13 protein-coding genes and 1 pseudogene are annotated in these 17,868 nt (G+C 66.1%); 10 read left to right on the top strand and 4 right to left on the bottom strand.

Features of this window, described 5'->3' with window-relative positions; translation table 11 throughout:
* The first annotated feature begins 240 nt into the window (after nucleotides 1-240).
* The 6 genes from G447_RS0102260 (at nucleotide 241) to G447_RS0102235 (ending at nucleotide 7,719) form a co-directional block, all read left to right on the top strand.
* The gene (locus G447_RS0102260) at nucleotides 241-1,056 is read left to right on the top strand and encodes a hypothetical protein (RefSeq protein WP_207382529.1); all 816 of its coding nucleotides are present in this window, start codon (nucleotides 241-243) and stop codon (nucleotides 1,054-1,056) included.
* 434 nt (nucleotides 1,057-1,490) lie between these two features.
* Nucleotides 1,491-2,171 carry a TetR/AcrR family transcriptional regulator gene (locus G447_RS0102255; protein ID WP_026429883.1) on the top strand — a complete coding sequence of 227 codons (681 nt, stop codon included), beginning with the start codon at nucleotides 1,491-1,493 and terminating at the stop codon, nucleotides 2,169-2,171.
* Nucleotides 2,153-4,462 carry an ABC transporter permease gene (locus tag G447_RS0102250; protein WP_026429882.1) on the top strand — a complete coding sequence of 770 codons (2,310 nt, stop codon included), beginning with the start codon at nucleotides 2,153-2,155 and terminating at the stop codon, nucleotides 4,460-4,462. Before G447_RS0102255 ends, G447_RS0102250 begins: the two co-directional genes overlap by 19 nt.
* A 9-nt stretch (nucleotides 4,463-4,471) precedes the next feature.
* Nucleotides 4,472-5,251, top strand: coding sequence for an ABC transporter ATP-binding protein (locus G447_RS0102245; protein ID WP_026429881.1), 780 nt, complete (start codon nucleotides 4,472-4,474; stop codon nucleotides 5,249-5,251).
* 192 nt (nucleotides 5,252-5,443) lie between these two features.
* The gene (locus tag G447_RS0102240; RefSeq protein WP_026429880.1) at nucleotides 5,444-6,979 is read left to right on the top strand and encodes an amino acid permease; all 1,536 of its coding nucleotides are present in this window, start codon (nucleotides 5,444-5,446) and stop codon (nucleotides 6,977-6,979) included.
* Nucleotides 6,980-7,116: 137 nt separating this feature from the next.
* On the top strand, nucleotides 7,117-7,719 hold the full coding sequence (locus tag G447_RS0102235; RefSeq protein ID WP_026429879.1) for a DUF4232 domain-containing protein: 603 nt from the start codon (nucleotides 7,117-7,119) through the stop codon (nucleotides 7,717-7,719).
* A gap of 27 nt (nucleotides 7,720-7,746) precedes the next feature.
* Here G447_RS0102235 and G447_RS12555 read toward each other — a convergent pair whose 3' ends face one another.
* From G447_RS12555 to G447_RS0102220, 3 genes and pseudogenes are all read right to left on the bottom strand, one after another.
* The gene (locus tag G447_RS12555) at nucleotides 7,747-8,271 is read right to left on the bottom strand and encodes a cation:proton antiporter family protein (RefSeq protein ID WP_026429878.1); all 525 of its coding nucleotides are present in this window, start codon (nucleotides 8,269-8,271) and stop codon (nucleotides 7,747-7,749) included.
* 173 nt (nucleotides 8,272-8,444) lie between these two features.
* Nucleotides 8,445-9,266 (bottom strand): annotated as a pseudogene (locus G447_RS12550) (cation:proton antiporter); the annotation flags it as partial.
* A gap of 555 nt (nucleotides 9,267-9,821) precedes the next feature.
* The gene (locus G447_RS0102220; protein WP_034476090.1) at nucleotides 9,822-10,061 is read right to left on the bottom strand and encodes a ribbon-helix-helix domain-containing protein; all 240 of its coding nucleotides are present in this window, start codon (nucleotides 10,059-10,061) and stop codon (nucleotides 9,822-9,824) included.
* Between the two features lie 197 nt (nucleotides 10,062-10,258).
* Between G447_RS0102220 and G447_RS0102215 the strand changes: the two genes are divergently transcribed.
* Genes G447_RS0102215 through G447_RS0102200 form a run of 3 tightly spaced genes read left to right on the top strand, consistent with a single transcriptional unit; the run spans nucleotide 10,259 to nucleotide 14,015 of the window.
* A complete protein-coding gene (locus tag G447_RS0102215) occupies nucleotides 10,259-11,917 on the top strand; it encodes a type I restriction-modification system subunit M (RefSeq protein ID WP_026429875.1) in 1,659 nt (552 codons plus the stop codon).
* Entirely contained in the window at nucleotides 11,914-13,113 is a 1,200-nt protein-coding gene (locus G447_RS12545) for a restriction endonuclease subunit S (protein WP_081491434.1), read from the top strand. Before G447_RS0102215 ends, G447_RS12545 begins: the two co-directional genes overlap by 4 nt.
* A gap of 5 nt (nucleotides 13,114-13,118) precedes the next feature.
* A complete protein-coding gene (locus G447_RS0102200) occupies nucleotides 13,119-14,015 on the top strand; it encodes a GIY-YIG nuclease family protein (protein WP_026429874.1) in 897 nt (298 codons plus the stop codon).
* A 107-nt stretch (nucleotides 14,016-14,122) separates the two neighbouring features.
* Here G447_RS0102200 and G447_RS0102195 read toward each other — a convergent pair whose 3' ends face one another.
* On the bottom strand, nucleotides 14,123-14,584 hold the full coding sequence (locus G447_RS0102195; protein WP_026429873.1) for a Panacea domain-containing protein: 462 nt from the start codon (nucleotides 14,582-14,584) through the stop codon (nucleotides 14,123-14,125).
* A gap of 225 nt (nucleotides 14,585-14,809) precedes the next feature.
* On the opposite strand from G447_RS0102195, the gene G447_RS0102190 reads away from it, so the two are divergent.
* The gene (locus G447_RS0102190; protein ID WP_026429872.1) at nucleotides 14,810-17,854 is read left to right on the top strand and encodes a type I restriction endonuclease subunit R; all 3,045 of its coding nucleotides are present in this window, start codon (nucleotides 14,810-14,812) and stop codon (nucleotides 17,852-17,854) included.
* The last annotated feature ends 14 nt before the right edge of the window (nucleotides 17,855-17,868 follow it).

The raw sequence follows: 17,868 nt of genomic DNA, 5'->3' as shown, positions 1-17,868 counted from the left end.
GGTGGGCAGGTTCAGCCGGTTCAGGGTCAGTGGCAGCAGCCGGGTGGGCAGGTTCAGCCGGTTCAGGGTCAGTGGTCCCAGCCCGGCGGGCAGGCCCAGCCGGTCGCAGAGCCCCAGCCCATGTGGGGTGCCCAGTCCGATAAGCGCGCCCATGCCGATGCGCAGGCGCAGCCCCAGGCGCCCAGTGCGCCCGGGGGGGTCCAGGAGCCGCAGGCGGAGGCCCCGGCGGTCGAGTCCTCCGTGGAGCCGGAACCCTCCTGGGGTGCCCAGCCCGACGAGCGCGCCCATGCCGTACAAGAATCCCCGCGCCCTCAGGAGCCGCAGGCATCCTTCGCGGCCCCGCAGGGGCAGTCGGAGCCATGGAAGCCGCAGTCGGCGGAGCCCCACGCTCCACAGTCCGGGGAAAGCCAGTGGAACCCCCAGGCGGCGAACCCGCAGACGCCTTCCTACAGCAGCCAGTACACATACTCATCCGACTGGTCGGCTGGCCCGCAGGGGCAAGGGGCGCAAGGCGCGACTGCGAACGAGGGCGGATCGGGCCCCCGGCTGATCGCGTTCCTCGGTCTGCTTGTCGCCTCAGCGGTTGCGATCGGCAGCGTTTTCCTGCCCTACCTCAGCCACGACGGTACCGGGTACTCCCTCTTCGGTACTCTGCAGGGCACCATTCTGATGATCGGCACCGCCCCGATCGTAGTAGTGGCCTTGGCCTCGTGGTTCGTGAAGAAGCGGTGGGCACTTCTCGCCTCGGTAGTTCTCGGCGGCGTGGCGACCGTGGTCATAGCGGTCGTCGTGACCTGGGTGGCGGTGGCGACGGGCAACCTGGGCATTTTCACCCTTTCGTACGGTTGGTACATCGGATTGTTCTCCGTGCTGCTCATGGTGGTCGCGACCGTGCTCCAGGCCCTGGGGCTGAAGAAGTCACAGGGCGGAGCCGTAGGCTCCCAGCCGGGAGCGGGCGGTCCGGCGCAGTCGGTGCAGACGGGCGGGGAGAGCCGCTTGTACCAGCCGGGAGGGACGAACCCGTACCAGGCGGGGACGACGAACCCCTACCAGTAGGGAGCCGATCAGTGCGCCCGGCAGCGCGGCGCCGCTGATCGTGACGAACCCCTACCAGTAGGGAGCCGGGGATCTGCGCCAGCGACATCCTGATCGGCGTTTCGGGCGGCCCTATTGGCCTGGTGCGGCAGCGCGGCCCTCACAACGGGGCGGGGGCGGGGACATGGGTCCCCGCCCCCGCCAGCGCACTGCGCGCCCGGGCGGGCGCGCTGTCGGATCGCGGGCTGTGCCCCGCCTGCTTCCGCAGGGCCAGCGGCGTCCCGTCGGAGACGGGACGCCGGTGGAGAGGCGCAATAGGTCCGGGCGCGCCTCGTCGGGGGTGCGGGAAGCGCGTTGACACGAAAGGGGAAGGGGAGTACGGTAGCCCTTACCGACTGACGGTCGGTCGGTTAAGTTGTCCCAGAGCGCTCGACGCGTCCGAGTACGGAGCAGATATGACACCCAAACCCCGTTCCACCAAAGCGGCGCCATCGCGCCGCGCGGAGATCCTCGACACGGCGCAGCGCCTATTCGTCGCCAAGGGATTCCAGAACACATCCGTCGAAGACGTCATCGCCGAGATCGGGATCGCGAAAGGCACCCTCTACTACCACTTCTCGTCCAAAGATGAGATCCTGCGGGCCCTCATCGACCGGACGACCCAGCAGGCCGCCTCGGCCGCCAGGGCCCTCGCCGAGGGGCCGGGCGGTGCAATCGCCAAGTTCGTCGCCGTGGCCGCCGCCAGCCGGGTCGAACAGCCCGAGCGCGAACTCGCCGAGGAGCTCCACGCCAGTGGCAATGCGCAGTTCCACATCCTCACCATCGTCGAGATGGTCCGCGCCCTCGCGCCCATTCTCACCGACGTCGTGGAACAGGGGATCGCGGAAGGTGTCTTCTCCACCCCCCATCCCCGCGAAGCCGTCGAGATCCTTCTCACCAGTGCGGGCATACTGCTGGACGAGGGCATCTTCACCGGCGACCACGACGAGCTCCCGCGGCGGACCCTCGGGATCCTCCACGCCGCTGAGACACTGCTCGGCTGCGAACCCGGAGCCCTCGCCTCCGCGGCCACGGGCGGCTCCCAGCCGCTTCCCCACACCGATGCGGAGGCGCCCCAGTGCTGCTCAGACTCCTGAAAGCCGATCTCGCCCGCGGGCGGGCGGTGGCCGCAGTACTGGTCGCCCTTGTCGCGTTGGCGGCGACTCTCGCCTCCGCGAGCGCCTCCCTCATCATCGATACGGTCTCCGCAGTGGACCGCCTGTCGGAGCGCGCCAGGGTCCCCGACCTCGTCCAGATGCACACCGGCGAGGCGGACTCCCGCGCGATCGCGCAATGGGCGGACTCGCGCGCGGATGTCAAGGACTACATGGTCATGCGGACACTGCCGGTCCCCCGGGCGCAGCTCTCCATCGGGGGAGCCGTCCAGGCCGCCTCGTACCTGGAGCCCGCATTCGTCACCGCGCCCGAGCGCATCGATCTGCTGCTCGACGAGAACGGTGAGCGCGTGCTGCCCGATCCGGGGCAGGTCTACTTGCCGATCCACTACAAGGCGGCGGAACTCGCCGAGGCCGGGGACACGGTCACTGTGGACACGGGGGAGTGGCGGATCGACTTGCGCGTGGCTGGATTCCTCCGCGACGCGCAGATGAATGCCGCGATGGTCCCCTCCAAGCGGCTGGTCGTCAACCCCGAGGACTTCTCCTCGTTGGACGAGCACATCGCTGAACCCGAGTACCTCATCGAGTTCGACCTGGCCGACGGGGCCAGCGCCGCCGCCGTCAGTGAGGAGTACAAGGCCGCTGGGCTCCCCAGCACCGGGATCGCGGTGACCGCGGCGCAGATCCAACTGATGAACGCGTTGTCCACGATGCTCATCGCCGCGGTCGCACTGGTGGTGGCCGGCGTGCTCGCCGCCGTGGCAGTGCTGGCCCTGCGCTACACGGTCCTGGCCGCCCTCGAGACGGACCTGCCCCAGGTGGCGGTGCTCAAGGCGATCGGCGCCCCCCAGGCGGGAATCCGGCGCCTCTACCTGCTCAAGTACGCGGTCATCGCCGCAGTGGGCGGTGGCGCCGGCTACGCGCTGTCCCATCTGCTCGCCTCGTCCCTGGAGGCGCCGACCACCCTTTACCTCGGCACGCCGCCGACGACGGTGGGCGGAGCCGTGGGGCCCGTCCTGGTGGCGGCGGGCTTGGCGGCGGTGGTCGTCGGTTCCGCGTGGTTGGTTCTGCGCCGACTGGGCAGGATCAGCGCAGTGGAGGCCCTTCGCAGCGGGACCAGCGGACGCGCGGGACGGCCCCGCCGCCGGTGGAGGCTCTCGCGCGCCCGCCTGCTCGGCCCGCACGCGTGGCTCGGGGTGCGTGAGGCGCTGCGCCCCGCGAACGCCCTCCTGCTCGGAGTCCTGGCCCTGTGCGCCTTCACCGCGGTGCTGCCCATGAACGTGTCGACGACCCTCGCCGACCCCCGGAGCGCGACGTACCTGGGGGTGGGCCAGGCGGATCTTCGGGTCGATGCGCGCGCCGGAGTCGCGGACATCGAGGAGATCGCCCAGGACTTCGCCGCCGACCCGCGGATCGCGAAGCAAGTCGTCATCATGCGCAGGGACTACACGATGCTCAACAAGGACGGCGCATGGGCGTCAGTGCTCATCGACATCGGGGACCACAGCGCCTTCCCGGTGAACTACATGTCGGGGCGCGCGCCCCTGAACGATCAGGAGATCGCCCTGTCCCACAGCCAGGCGGCCGAGGCGGGCGCCACCCTCGGCGCGACGGTGACGGTCAAGGGCTCCGAAGGCGAAAGGGAACTCGCAGTCGTCGGGGTGTACCAGGACATCACCAACAACGGGCTCACCGCGAAGGCGGCCTTCGACGACTCCACTCCCGCGCTGTGGCAACTCATGTACGCGGACGTGGCGAGCGGGGAGGACGCGCGGGAGGTCGCACAGGACCTCTCGCGCGAGCACCCAGGGGCGCAGGTCGTGGAGATGGTCGAGTACGCCTCGCAGTTCTTCGGGGCGACCCAGTCGCAAGTGGATGTCCTGGCCGCGATGGCCCTCGTGATATCCCTCGGGCTCGCGTTCCTCATCACGGCCCTCTACTCCGTCCTGGTCCTCGCCCGTGAGCGCGGGAGTATCGCTGTTCTGCGAGCGCTCGGCTCGACCGTGCGCTCCGTCGCTGGCCAGTACTTCACGCGCTTCGGCGTGGTCGCAGCGATCGGGGTCGCCCTGGGCGTCGCCATGGCGATGACCGCCGGCGAATGGGCCGTGGGGCTGGTCCTCGCCAGCCGCGGGGCCCCCGATCTGCACCTGCTGGCCGATCCATTGCTGATAGGGGTGGTGGTGCCGGCGGCGCTCCTGTCCGCCACCGCCATGGCAGTGGGGCTCGCGCTCAGGCCCCTGCCCTCCATCACCCTGACCGACACCGACTGAGGAGTGCCAATGACCACCGAGACAAGCCTTGGGACGAATGGGGACGCGGCGCCCGCGTTGAGTGCCCGCCGTCTGACCAAATCCTACGGGGCCCCCGTTCTGGAGGACCTCGATCTCGACATCGCCGACGGGGAGTTCGTCGCCGTCATGGGCCCGTCGGGTTCGGGGAAATCGACCTTGATGCACTGCCTGAGCGGAATGGACCGGCCCGACTCCGGCAGGGTCGTGGCGCGGGGGCGCGAGATCACGGGACTGGGGGAGAAGGAACTCGCATCGCTGAGGCTGACGGAGTTCGGTTTCGTCTTCCAGCAGGCGCACCTCATGGCGACCCTGAACCTGCTGGACAACATCGTCCTCCCAGGATTCCTGGCGGGCCTGCGCCCGCGCGACGAGGTCGTGGAGCGCGGACGAGCCCTCATGGAGCAGATGGGGATCGGCGAGTGCGCCTCGAGCGGCGTCACCGAGGTGTCGGGCGGGCAGCTGCAGCGCGCGGGCATCTGCAGGGCCCTGATCAACGACCCCGCGGTCCTCTTCGCGGACGAGCCCACGGGGGCGCTCAACCACTCCGCGGCGACCTCCATCCTCGACTTGTTCGGACGGGTCCACGCCTCGGGCACCACGATGGTGGTCGTCACCCACGACGCGCGCGTCGCGGCCCGCGCCGACCGCGTGCTGGTCCTGGTCGATGGCAGGATCGTCGAGGATCTGCGCCTGGGGCCCTACGAGGAGGAAGCCGCCCAGGCGCGCCTCGAGACGGTGGGCGCCGCCTTGCACCGCCACTCGGTGTGAGCGCCCCCGCGGGGGACGGCGCAGGGGCCCGCGCACGGCGCCCGCCTCGTCCCGCAGCGCCCGGCCACCATGTGGGGAGGGGTGCCGGAACCCCTTCCAGTGGACTACAGTCAAGGAAGCGAAAAAGGCGGGCCAAGCAATGGCAGCGCACCGAGGGCCGGGAACGGCCCGGACAACCCCAGGAGTCGCGGCATGAGTGAGACCAAACCCTCCGCAGCAGAAGACGCCGGTCCCAGCATCGATGAGGTCATCGCCTCGAAGGAGGGAAGGAGCACCCAGCTCAAGCGCAAGCTATCTGGCCGCCACATGCGGATGATCGCCATCGGCGGCGCGATCGGCACCGGCCTGTTCGTCGCCTCGGGCGCCACCGTGTCCAAGGCCGGTCCGGGCGGCGCCCTCGTCTCCTACGCGGCGGTCGGGATCATGGTGCTCCTGCTCATGCAGTCCCTCGGCGAGATGAGCGCCCACCAGCCGATCGCTGGCTCCTTCCAGACCTACGCCACGAAGTTCATCAGCCCCTCCTTCGGCTTCGCGATGGGCTGGAACTTCTGGTTCAACTGGGCGATCACCGTCGCTGCGGACCTGGTGGCCTCGGGCCTGGTCATGTACTACTGGTTCCCCAACGTCCCCTCGTGGGTGTGGGCAGGGGGCTTCCTGGCGTTCCTCGTCATGCTCAACGCGCTCTCAGCCCGCGTGTACGGCGAAGCGGAGTTCTGGTTCGCGACCATCAAAGTGGTCACCGTCGTCGTCTTCCTGATCGCCGGCGTCGCCATGATCTTCGGGGTGATGGGATCGGCCTCCCCGGGGCTGACGAACTGGACCCTCGAGGACGGCCCCTTCCACGGAGGGTTCCTGGGCGTCGTCGCCGTGTTCATGATCGCAGGCTTCTCGTTCCAGGGGACGGAGCTGGTGGGCATCGCCGCAGGCGAATCGGAGAATCCTCACAAGGACGTGCCCAAATCGATCCGCACGGTCTTCTGGCGCATCATGATCTTCTACATCGGAGCGATCGCCGTCATCGGGACGCTGCTGCCCTTCACCGACCCGAACCTGCTGGCCGCCAGCGAGTCGAACGTCGCCCAATCCCCCTTCACCCTCGTGTTCGCGCGCCTGGGCGTCGGCGGCGCAGCGGCCATCATGAACGCCGTGATCCTCACCTCCATCCTGTCGGCGGGCAACTCCGGGTTGTACGCGGCCTCGCGGATGCTGCACTCCATGGCCTTGGTGGGGCAGGCGCCCAAGATGTTCAGCTACGTGAGCCGCCACGGGGTGCCGGTCAACGCCATGATCGTCACCGCGTTGATGGGAGGTTGCGCGTTCCTGACGGCTCTGGTCGGCGAGGGCGTCGCCTACACGTGGCTGGTGAACATCGTCGGCCTGTCCGGGATCGTCATGTGGCTGGGCATCGCCGCGGCGCACTGGCGCTTCCGCCGCGCCTACGTGCGCCAGGGGTACTCCCTGGACGACCTGCCCTACCGCTCGCCCTTCTTCCCGGCGGGGCCGATCCTGGCCTTCTCCATGTGCATCATCATCATGATCGGCCAGGTCTACGAGGCGTTCGTGCAGGGGACGTACATGGAGGTCCTGCCCTCCTACGTCGGCCTGCCCCTGTTCCTGATCGTGTGGCTGGGGTTCCACCTGGTCAAGCGCGACCGGGTGGTCGCCCTGGACGACATGGACGTCAAGGGCGTGCGCATCGACGACATGTCGCGCCGTCGGCGCCGGTAGGGCAGGGGGCGCCGACAGAGAGCGGAGCGGTACTGGCCCCTCGGAGTCGGCCCCGCCTGTGCGGGGCGTTCCGTCGGTGGGCGGGACGCTGGGGAGGGGCCTGGTGGCGGCCGCGCCGCAGAGACTAGGATGGGCACATGGTGAAGAAGCTGCGTATGATGACCGCCGCCCTTGCCTGCGTGGCGCTGGGCGCCTGCACTCCCGGCGGCACCGCCCAGAGCGGCGCTACCGGTGGCGCCTCGGGCACCGCTCAGCCCCCGGTCACGGGAGCGCCCCAGTCCGGGGCGGCCACCGCCTCGCCGTCCCTGCCGCCCCCCGACGTGGAGGGACTGCCGTGCACGACCGAGGAACTCGAGGCGTCCCTGGGGGAGAAGACGACGAGCGGGGGGACCACTACGCTCACGATCTCCTTCTGGAACGGCAGCGGACAGGAGTGCACGATCAGCGGCTTCCCGCGGGTGTCCTTCATGTCGTCGCGCACGAACGAGACTGTGGGCTCGGAGGCCGTTCGCGACGGCGAGGACCCGGGGAACATCTTCAAAGTGCTTCCCCGAGAGTCGGCGCACGCGACCCTCACGCTGGACGACCCCGCCGCAGCCGGGTGCTCGGCCGCCAGAGCGGACCTGGTCGCCGTGGTCCTGCCCGGCGATACGATGGCCATGACCCTGAGCTACGCGGACCTCAACGTGTGCTCGGACGCGGCCAGTGCCGTGGTGGGCCCCCTGGAGCCTGGGGCCTGAGCCGGCGCGAGGGAAGCTCCGGCGGCCTCACTCCATCTCGATCGGTCCTGCCAGCAGTGCGCCCTCGGTGTCGAGGCGGCTGATCGCCAGGGAGGCGGTCGCCCCGTCCAAACGCCCGGCGTTGCGCGCCTCGAGCACCCTGGCACGGGCGAAGTCGATGCACTCCAGCCGCAGGACGGTCTCGTCCTCGTCGAAGAAGGAGAACTCTTCCTCGGAGGCGGCCTGGACCATCCGCTGCTCGCGGCGCTCGTAGGACTCGCGGATCGCGTTGACGAGGTCCTCGTCCTCGACGCCGACCCGCTCAGCCATAGAGGGGAGCTCTTCGACGATATCGCGCATGATCCCCGCCAGCACGCGCGTCTCCTCGTCCAACTCCTCCGCCTCGCGCCGCTGGACGGCTGTGGGACGCGCATTCGCCCAGCGGACCACGTGCGGGAGCGCGATCCCTTGGACGACCAGTGACAGCAGGGTGACTCCGGCGGTAATGAGGACCACGAGGTCGCGCTCCTCGTAGGCGGTCCCCCCGAAGGACCCGGGGATCGACAGGGCCATCGCCAGGGAGATGGCCCCCCCCGGAATCCAGCGACCGTCGACACGAGGCGCCCCCGGATGTTCGTGCGGCGCTCGCGCTGCTGGGGGCGACGGTCCAGGGCCCGGATGCTGAAGATAATGGCGTGGTGGCCCACGAAGCGGGCGGCCACCATCACCAAATAGATGATCGGGATCAGGACGAGGCCTCGGACCAGCTCTTGGCGGGGGAGGCGACGGACGATGTCGGGCAGGGACAGTCCCACCATGATGAACAGCACGGTGTTCATCAGGTAGGTGAGAACCGACCAGAAGGGGATCCCGACGAGGCGGATGGCGGAGTCGTTGGCGTTCCGGTTGTACCGGGAGTAGACGATGCCACAGGCGACGACGGCGAGCACGCCGGAGCCGTGGAGCTCCTCGGCGAGGAAATAGGTGGTGAAGGGGACTGTGAGCGCGATCAGATTCGACAGCATCGCGTCGCTCTGGCTGGCGTTCCATTTCGCCCACAGGAGCACTGCAGCCGCACCACAGACAACGCCGATTCCCAATCCGGCTCCGATCGAGATGGCGAACTCCGAGGTGACTGAGGTGGCGCTGACCCCTGTGCCCCCTGCGGCGATCCGCAGGGCGATGGAGAAGATCGCCAGGGCGGTGCCGTCGTTGAGCAGGGACTCGGCCTGCAGGACTGTGCGGCCGAAACGGTTGATCCCCTTGCCCAGCGCGGCCACGGCGGTGGCGTCGGTGGGCCCCAGGCACGCGCCAACCAGGAGCGCCCCGCCCGCGGACAACCCCACTGCCAAGACCGCCGCCATGATGATCGCCGAGGTGATGGCCACCAAGACGGTTGCTGAGAGGATGATGCCCCGCAGCGCCCGGCGCATGCCATTGAGCGATACGGACAGCGCCTCCCAGTACAGCAGGACTGGGAGGAACACAGTGAGGACGACCTCACTGGGCAGTCCCGCGTCCTCGGCGCCCGGCGTGAACGAGGCCACCATGCCAGCGACGATCAGCATGACGGGGCCGATCAAGCGGAAACGGTTGGTGAGCGCCGTCGCCACGATGGCCGCGACGCAGACAATGATGAGCAGTTCAAGACTCATGGGGATGGCCGATCTGCACGGGAACGGGTTGTGGCTGTCGACTCTACGACGGTTTCCGAGTACCCGCCCAGCGGGGGCCGGTGGTGGTGCGAAAGCGCATGCGGGGAGCGGGGGACGGGCCGGACGGGCGCGGACCCAGTTCTCCAGGGGCATCGGGGGCGAGGGGGCCGGGTTTCGTGGGACGGGATGGAGACTGCGGCTGCCCGGACCTCAGGGAGTGGAGCCGCCTACTCCAGTAGATGCCGGTATGTTTTGCGTGCTTTCATCGCATGGATGATTTCCTCCGTTTGATCGTCCCAGCGCAGGACACAACCAGTTCAAGGAGGCGCATGGATTGGTCGAAACCGAGGCGAAACTCCCGCTGGGGATGATCGTCGTCAAGCGAAGCCGTGAATCTGCACCCGTTCGTCGCCGCGAATACCGCGGCTTCTTCGGGAATCCCGTGCTTCAGTGCCGATGGTCTCAAAATCATGAGATGAAGGCGCGCAGGGCGTCGCGTATCACTGTGGAACGCGTGCCCCCGTTTTTATCCGCGTAGTGGTCGATGCCGTCGATCTCGTCATCAGTGAGGCGCACCGAGATGGTCCGCGCGGGTTGGTCTCCGCGGCAGGGGCGTCCCCGCCGCCGGAGGGTTTCAATGTCGTAGCCATGCTCGGCCTCCGCGACCCAGTCATCGATCTGCGCCTCGGAAACGGGGTGTCCGTTCATCGTACTCACCCTATTATCGTAGTACGAAAATGTGGCGAGGGGAGGTGGGCCACTGTTGATAGTCGACGGCGCACTCCCCGCCGGGGTCTGCGGGCCTGAGGGCGTGGTGACGACCCTGTGGGCGAACCCCCTCCAGACGCGTGTGTGCTGGGATACACTTGCGGGGAATCCATCGGCCTGGGGAAAGGGATGAGAACGTGGGGAAAGCAGAGGAGCGCGCGCAGTTGCACAAAGCGATCTGGAAGATTGCCAATGACTTGCGCGGCAGTGTGGACGGCTGGGACTTCAAGGCCTACGTGCTGGGGTTCTTGTTCTACCGCTTCATATCGGAGAATCTGACGGACTACCTCAATGCCGAGGAGCGTGCGGCTGCGGACGGCGACCCCGATTTCGACTACGCCCGCCTCGACGACGCTGATGCCGAGTTCGCTCGCGAGGAGATCGTGAGGACGAAGGGCTTCTTCATCCGTCCCTCGGAACTGTTTTGCAATGTGCGGGCGGTGGCGCGCTCCGACGAGAACCTCAACGAGAGGCTCTCCAGGGTGTTCCGATACATCGAGGGCTCGGCCCAGGGCACGGGGTCGGAGTCGGACCTGCGGGGGCTTTTCGCCGACATCGACGTGAACTCCGCGAAACTGGGGAACACGGTGGCCGAGCGCAACGCGAAACTGGTCAAGATCATGGATGCCATCGGCGACCTCGACTTGTCTTACGGGGACTCGTCGATCGATGCATTCGGTGACGCTTACGAGTATCTGATGACCATGTACGCCTCCAGCGCGGGCAAGTCGGGTGGTGAGTTCTTCACCCCGCAGGAGGTCAGCGAGGTACTGGCGACGATCGCAGCCGACGGGCGCGCCCGCGTTGGCCGCGTCTACGACCCGTGCGCGGGCTCGGGGTCGCTGCTGCTGAAGTTCGCGAAGGTGCTGGGGACGGAGAACGTGGGCGCGTTCTTCGGCCAGGAGATCAACCTCACGACCTACAACCTGTGCCGGATCAACATGTTCCTCCACGACGTGAACTTCTCACATTTCGACATCGCTCTGGGCAACACGCTGACGGCCCCGGCGCACTGGGATGACCAGCCCTTCGACGCCATCGTCTCAAACCCGCCGTACTCGACGAAGTGGGTCGGCAAGGACGATCCGGCGCTCATCAACGATCCGCGTTTCTCCCCGGCGGGCGTCCTGGCGCCCAAGTCTTACGCGGACCTGGCCTTCACGATGCACATGCTGGACTGGCTGGACGTGGCGGGCACGGCCGCCATCGTCGAGTTTCCGGGCGTGCTCTACCGCGGGGGAGCGGAGGCGAAGATCCGCCGCTACCTGGTGGACAACAACTTCGTGCACGCGGTCATCCAACTGCCGCCGGACTTGTTCTTCGGCACGACGATTGCCACCTGCGTCATCGTGTTGAAGAAGTCCAGACCGGATTCCCGTGTCCTCTTTGTCGACGCCTCGAAGGAGTTCGTGCGCGAGGGCAACAAGAACCGCTTGGCCGCGCCGAACCGGGAGCGTGTCCTCTCCCTGCTGGCGGCCAGGGCCGACGAGGCGCACGTGGCTTCCTTGGTCTCCCAGCAGGCCATCGCGGACAATGACTACAACCTGTCGGTGTCGAGTTACGTGGAGCCGGAGGACACTCGTGAGGAGGTCGACATCGTCGCCCTCAACGCCGAGATCGCGCAGATCGTTGCCCGCCAGGAGCGGCTGCGCGCCTCCATCGACCAGATTGTCGCTGAACTGGAGGCCGACGAGGCGGGGGCCGCTTCCGCGCAGACCAGTCCCGTCGGTTCTGACACGCCGGGCGCCTCAGGGACGGCGTGCGCTGGCGACGGCGCTGCGGAGGAGGAGCGATGAGCCGTTTATCCGAGTTGATTCGGGATCTGTGCCCGGACGGGGCGGAGTACAGGCCGCTGGGCAGGGTAGCTGCCCTTGAGCGGGGGACTCCCATTACGAAGAGACAAATCGCTACCGGGGATATTCCCGTAATCGCAGGAGGGCGCGAGCCCGCGTACTCCCATAATGTTGCGAACAGAGAGGGGGAGACTCTCGTCGTTGCAGGATCCGGTGCTTACGCGGGTTACGTGTCCTACTGGGATCGTCCTGTATTTGTTTCGGACGCATTCTCGATCAAAGTCGACGGCACGGTTCTCCTTCCACGCTTTGTCTACCACTGGATGGCGGGCAGTCAGAATAAGATACACTCGTTCAAGAGCGGAGGAGGCGTTCCCCATGTTTACACGAAGGACGTTGCGAAATTGCTGTGCCCTATTCCGCCTCTTGAAGTGCAACAGGAAATTGTGAGAATATTAGATCAGTTTACGACGCTGGAAGCGGAGCTGGAAGCGGAGCTGGAAGCGGAGCTGGAAGCCCGGCGCAAGCAGTACGAGCACTACAGGGACAGCTTGCTTTCGTTTCATCCCGGAGATCGGAGTGTTCGCTGGGTGTCGATTGGTGACGCCTCCGATGTGTTTGGTGGTTTGACCGGAAAGAGAAAAGGGGACTTCGGTGTTGGTGACGCCCGGTATGCGTCTTATAGGAATGTGTACTCAAACATCGCGCTTGATGTCGATCCAGAGGATCGTGTGCGAATTCGTCCAGACGAAAATCAAAGGCGGTTGCTCCTTGGTGACTTGGTTCTCACGGGATCTTCTGAAAGTCGTGACGAGGTTGGAATGTCGTCTGTTGTTGTGGATCAGCCTCCCCACGATCTGTACTTGAACAGTTTCTGTATCGGAGTGCGGTGGAGAAATCCGGAGGCTTATTATCCGGACTTTGTTAAACACCTATTCAGGAGCGGTGCGATGCGAAAGCTGATATCCTGTTCAGCAGATGGGGTTACTAGGTTCAACTTATCAAAACGGAAACTGAAGAAACTAGTGATTCCCGTTCCGTTGATCGAGGAACAGCGCCGTATCGCCGATATCCTTGATCGTTTCGATGCGTTGGTCAATGACATTTCGTCCGGCCTGCCCGCGGAGATCGCGGCCCGGCGCAAACAGTACGAGCATTACCGCGATCGTTTGTTGTCATTCCCCGAAAAGGAGGTCTGACTGCGATGGTGGGTAAACACATCGAGCTCTTCCTGGTCGACGGAGAAGCAGGCGGCATTACGACGGCAAACGTGTCCGGGTGGACCGGGCACATCCTGGTTGGTCCCCGCACTGAACTCGCGCGCCTGCTTGGTCGTAAGGAAGCGTCGCGCAATGGCGTTTACCTGCTGCTCGGCGACAATCCCGAGTGCGTCGACGGTGTGCGCTGCTACATCGGTAAAACGGAGGATTTCAGCAGGCGCTTCCGCGACCACGACCGTCAGAAGGACTGGTGGGACCGGGCCGTCCTGGTCTCCTCGCGGGAAGACGCCTTCAACGAAGGGCACTGGGGCTACCTGGAGGCGCGCATGGTCGAGGTCGCCGTGCGCGCGAAACGCGCAACCCTCAAGGACAACGCGCAGATCCCGCAGGTGCGAAAACTCTCGGAGGCCCAGCAATCCGATGCGGAGACATTCTTCACCCAGATGCGCTCGATTCTGCCTGTCCTGGGGGTCCAGGTGTTCCGTGAGACCCAGCCCCTGCCTCGCGAGGAGGAGAGTACCGCGGCGGAGGACAGTCCTGTTTTCTGTTACGTGCTTTCGAAGCGGGGAATCGACGCCCGCGCCCGGGTGGTCGGCGGCGAATTCGTCGTCCTCCAAGGTTCGCGTGTTACGCCTGAGGTCACCAGTCCGCGGCGCTACCAGCGGATCCATGCTCTCCACTCCCAGCTGGTTGCCGACGGCACCATACGGGTCGAGGGGGATCATGGGGTACTCACGCGTGACATCACTTTCACCAGTCCTACTGCGGCGGGACGACTGGTCACTGGGAGATCGTGCAGCGGTCGCACCAGCTGGAAATGGGACGACCACGGCCAGGAGAAGACCTACGCTCAATGGGAGGAGCGTGGACTCGAGGGCTGACGCCGGTTCCGAGATCGGTGGCGGTGCGGCAATTCTCAAACGATGAACCCGGAAAACAGTAGGGGGGCACGTGACAATCACGCGCCCCCCTGCGGAGCCTGGTGGACTCAGTCCTTCAGCCCGTCGAGAACCGGGTGCTCGCTGTAGTATTCGCGAATCGCGTCCTTCGTGATCACAGCAGTCGAGGGCTCCGAAGGCAGGAGGCCACCACGTGCGTTCTTCCATGGCGCTTCGCTGTGCGTGCGTTCGGAGAGCTCGGCGCCCGAATAGGTGCCGAAGGCGGCGCACACCTCCGCGATGAGGGCTTCCTCCTCGGTGCTCAAAGCGCCCTCGGCGAGCGCGCCATCCAATTCGCCGGGCCGGATGAGGAACTTCCCGGCGTGGAGCGTGAAGAGTTCTGGCGCCACAGGCCCCCCGCGCCACGCGCGGAAGTCCTCGGGGAACAACGGCCGACCCGTGCGCACGAGGTGCTCCGCCTGTGCGTAATACGCGAGTTTCTGCAACTTCATCGTCGTGACGGTACCGGTCTCGGCCAAAATGCGCGCTGCGACATCAACAATGCGTGCCATGGTCTCCTCCTCTCACTGTCACAGTACACCCCGAATCTGGCCTTTCGGGACGGGACAACTGGTTCGCGACGGGCGCCCACCTGGATCAAGGCCTTCACAACCACAGGCGCATCCCCGCTGCGCCCGGTGGCGAGTTCCCATTGAGCGGGGGGGAATCTGACGCAGACGCGCCCGCCCGGGGCTACCATCGTTCCAGTCGAACCACGCCAGCAGAAAGGTCCCCGAATGGCCGCCGAAGCCCACCACCCGATCGTCGAACCCATCATCCTCACCGACGACGCCACCGTGGTGGGCCTCTACGAGCCCGTGCCCCGTGAGGGCGGCGCGCACCAAAGCGAAGCCGAACTGGAGGCGGCCCTCATCCGCCAACTGAGGGCGCAGGCCTACGAGTACGTGCGGATCACCGACGAAGCTGCACTCATCGCGAACCTGCGAGCCCGCCTCGAGGACCTCAACGACTACCGGTTCAGCGACGACGAGTGGAAGCGGTTCTTCGAGGCATCCATCCGGACCCCTGGCGACAGCGTCATCGAGAAAGCGCGGCGCATCCAGGAGGACCATGTCCAGAGCCTGATCCGCGACAACGGTGAAACGAAGAACATCTACCTCATTGACAAGCAGAACGTGCACCGAAACTCGCTGCAGGTCATCAACCAGTACGAGGCCACGACCGCCTCGCGCTCGAACCGCTACGACGTGACGATCCTGGTCAACGGACTGCCCCTGGTCCACATCGAACTCAAACGGCGCGGAGTCGCCATCCGCGACGCCTTCAACCAGATCAGCCGCTACCAGCGCGACTCCTTCTGGGCGGGGGCAGGGCTCTTCGGCTACGTGCAGATTTTCGTCATCTCCAACGGCACCCACACCAAGTACTACTCCAACACCGTGCGCCTGTCCCAGATCACTGAGAACCAGTCGGGCAGACGCGAGGTCAAGGCCGCCGCATCCAAGTCCTTCGAGTTCACGTCGTGGTGGTCCGACGCCGCCAATAACCCGATCACCGACCTCGTGGACTTCACGAGGACGTTCTTCGCCAAGCACACGCTGCTGGCGGTGCTCACCCGCTACTGCGTCCTCACCGTCGAGAACCAGCTCATGGTCATGCGGCCCTACCAGATCGCTGCCACGGAGGCGATCCTGCGGAGGATCAACTCGGCGACCCTCAACAAGCAGACGGGTAGGCTTGCGGCTGGGGGGTACATCTGGCACACAACCGGATCGGGTAAGACCCTCACGTCCTTCAAGACCGCGAAACTGGCGGCGGGAATGGAGGGCATTGACAAGGTCCTCTTCGTCGTCGACCGCAAGGACCTGGACCACCAGACCATCGAGGAGTACAACCGGTTCGCCGCGGGAACTGTCTCCGCGAACCAATCGACCCGCCAACTCGCCGGGCAGATCAACGACCCCAGCGTCCGCATCATCGTCACCACGATCCAGAAACTCTCCAACTTCGTGTCCAGCACCGCCAACCGGGGCCACACGATCTACGGCGGCCACGTCGTCATCATCTTCGACGAATGCCACCGCAGCCAGTTCGGGGACATGCACTCCGCGATCACCAAGGCTTTCCGCAACTACCACCTTTTCGGTTTCACGGGCACGCCCATTTTCGCTCAGAACGCCTCGAGCGGCGGGAAGGCGAACCTGCGGACCACCGCCCAGGCGTTCGGCGACCAGCTGCATTCCTACACCATCGCAGACGCCATCCGCGACAACAATGTCCTGCCCTTCCGGATCGACTACGTCAACAGCTTCTCCGTGGCCCCGCACGTGGACGCGAAACTGGTGGCGGGCATCGACACGGAGACCGCGTTCATGGACCCCCGGCACATCAGCCAGGTCGTGACCTACATCCGCGAGCACTTCGACCAGAAGACCCTCCGACACTCCTCCTACACTTTGAGCGACCGCAGGGTGCGGGGCTTCAACTCCCTGTTCGCCACCGCCTCCATCAAAGCGGCGCGCGCCTACTACCAGGAGTTCGCCCGCCAGCAGCGCGGCCTGCCGCAGGCCCAGCGCCTCAGCGTCGGCATTATCTACTCCTACGCGCCGAACGCCGAGGCGCCCGACGCCGGCGGCTTCCTCTCTGAGGAGGGGATGGACCCCTCGGCCCTCACCCATGACGACCGTGACTTCCTGGACATGGCGATCAGGGACTACAACCGGCAGTTCGACACGAACTTCGACTCTTCCGCCCAGGGTTTCGAGGGGTACTACGCGGACATCTCGCGGCGCCTGTCCTCCAAGCAGATCGACTTGGTCATCGTGGTGGACATGTTCCTCACAGGTTTCGACTCCAAGTCGCTCAACACCCTCTGGGTGGACAAGAACCTGCGCAGCCACGGGTTGATCCAGGCGTTCTCGCGCACCAACCGCATCCTCAACTCTGTGAAGACCTACGGGAACATCGTGTGTTTCAGGAACCTGGCGCAGGAGACCGAGGACGCCATCGCCCTCTTCGGCAACAAGGAGGCGCGCGGGCAGGTGCTGCTCAAGTCCTACCAGGAGTACCTCGACGCTCACGCTGAGGCCGTGACGCGGTTGCGCCTCGAGTTCCCCCTGCCGCTGGGCCCCATCGCGTCCGAAGACGCACAGCGGGGATTCGTCGTGCTCTTCGGCAAGATCCTCCGCCTGCGCAACATCCTCGCGTCCTTCGACGACTTCGCTGCCGACGACCCCTTTTCCGCGCGCGACATTGAGGACTACCGCAGCGCCTACCTGGACCTCTACCAGGAGATGCGCCAGCACGCCGCCGCCGACAAGGAACCCATCAACGCGGACCTTGTCTTCGAGATCGAGTTGGTCAAACAGGTCGAGGTGAACGTCGACTACATCCTGATGCTGGTTGAGCAACACCGGGCAAGCAGAGGGGACGGCGACGACGTGGAGATCCCCGTCGAGATCACGCGCGCCCTGAAATCCAGCCCCTCACTGCGCGACAAGCGCGACCTCATAGAGGACTTCTACAGGCGCGTGTCGTTGAGCGGGGACGTGTCAACCGAGTTCGCGCGCTACGTCGCCGAGCGCCGCGAGGCCGAACTGGAGGGGATCATCGAACGCGAGAACCTGCGCGCAAACGCCAGCGAGTTCGCCCACCGCGCACTGGCGGAGGGGTTCGTCTCCGAGGAGGGGACCGGTTTGTCAAGCATCCTGCCCCCTATGTCGCGCTTCGCCCGGGGTGGTGGCCGCGCAGAGAAGAAGGCCAGGGTACTCGATGCCCTGCGCGCCTGGGTGTCACGGTTCGTGGGCCTGGGCGGGCGGTGACGCCAGCGCCCCAC

The sequence above is a fragment of the Schaalia georgiae DSM 6843 genome (assembly GCF_000429245.1).
In the GTDB taxonomy this organism is placed as follows: domain Bacteria; phylum Actinomycetota; class Actinomycetes; order Actinomycetales; family Actinomycetaceae; genus Pauljensenia; species Pauljensenia georgiae.
This window is presented reverse-complemented; position numbering and strand designations above follow the sequence as displayed.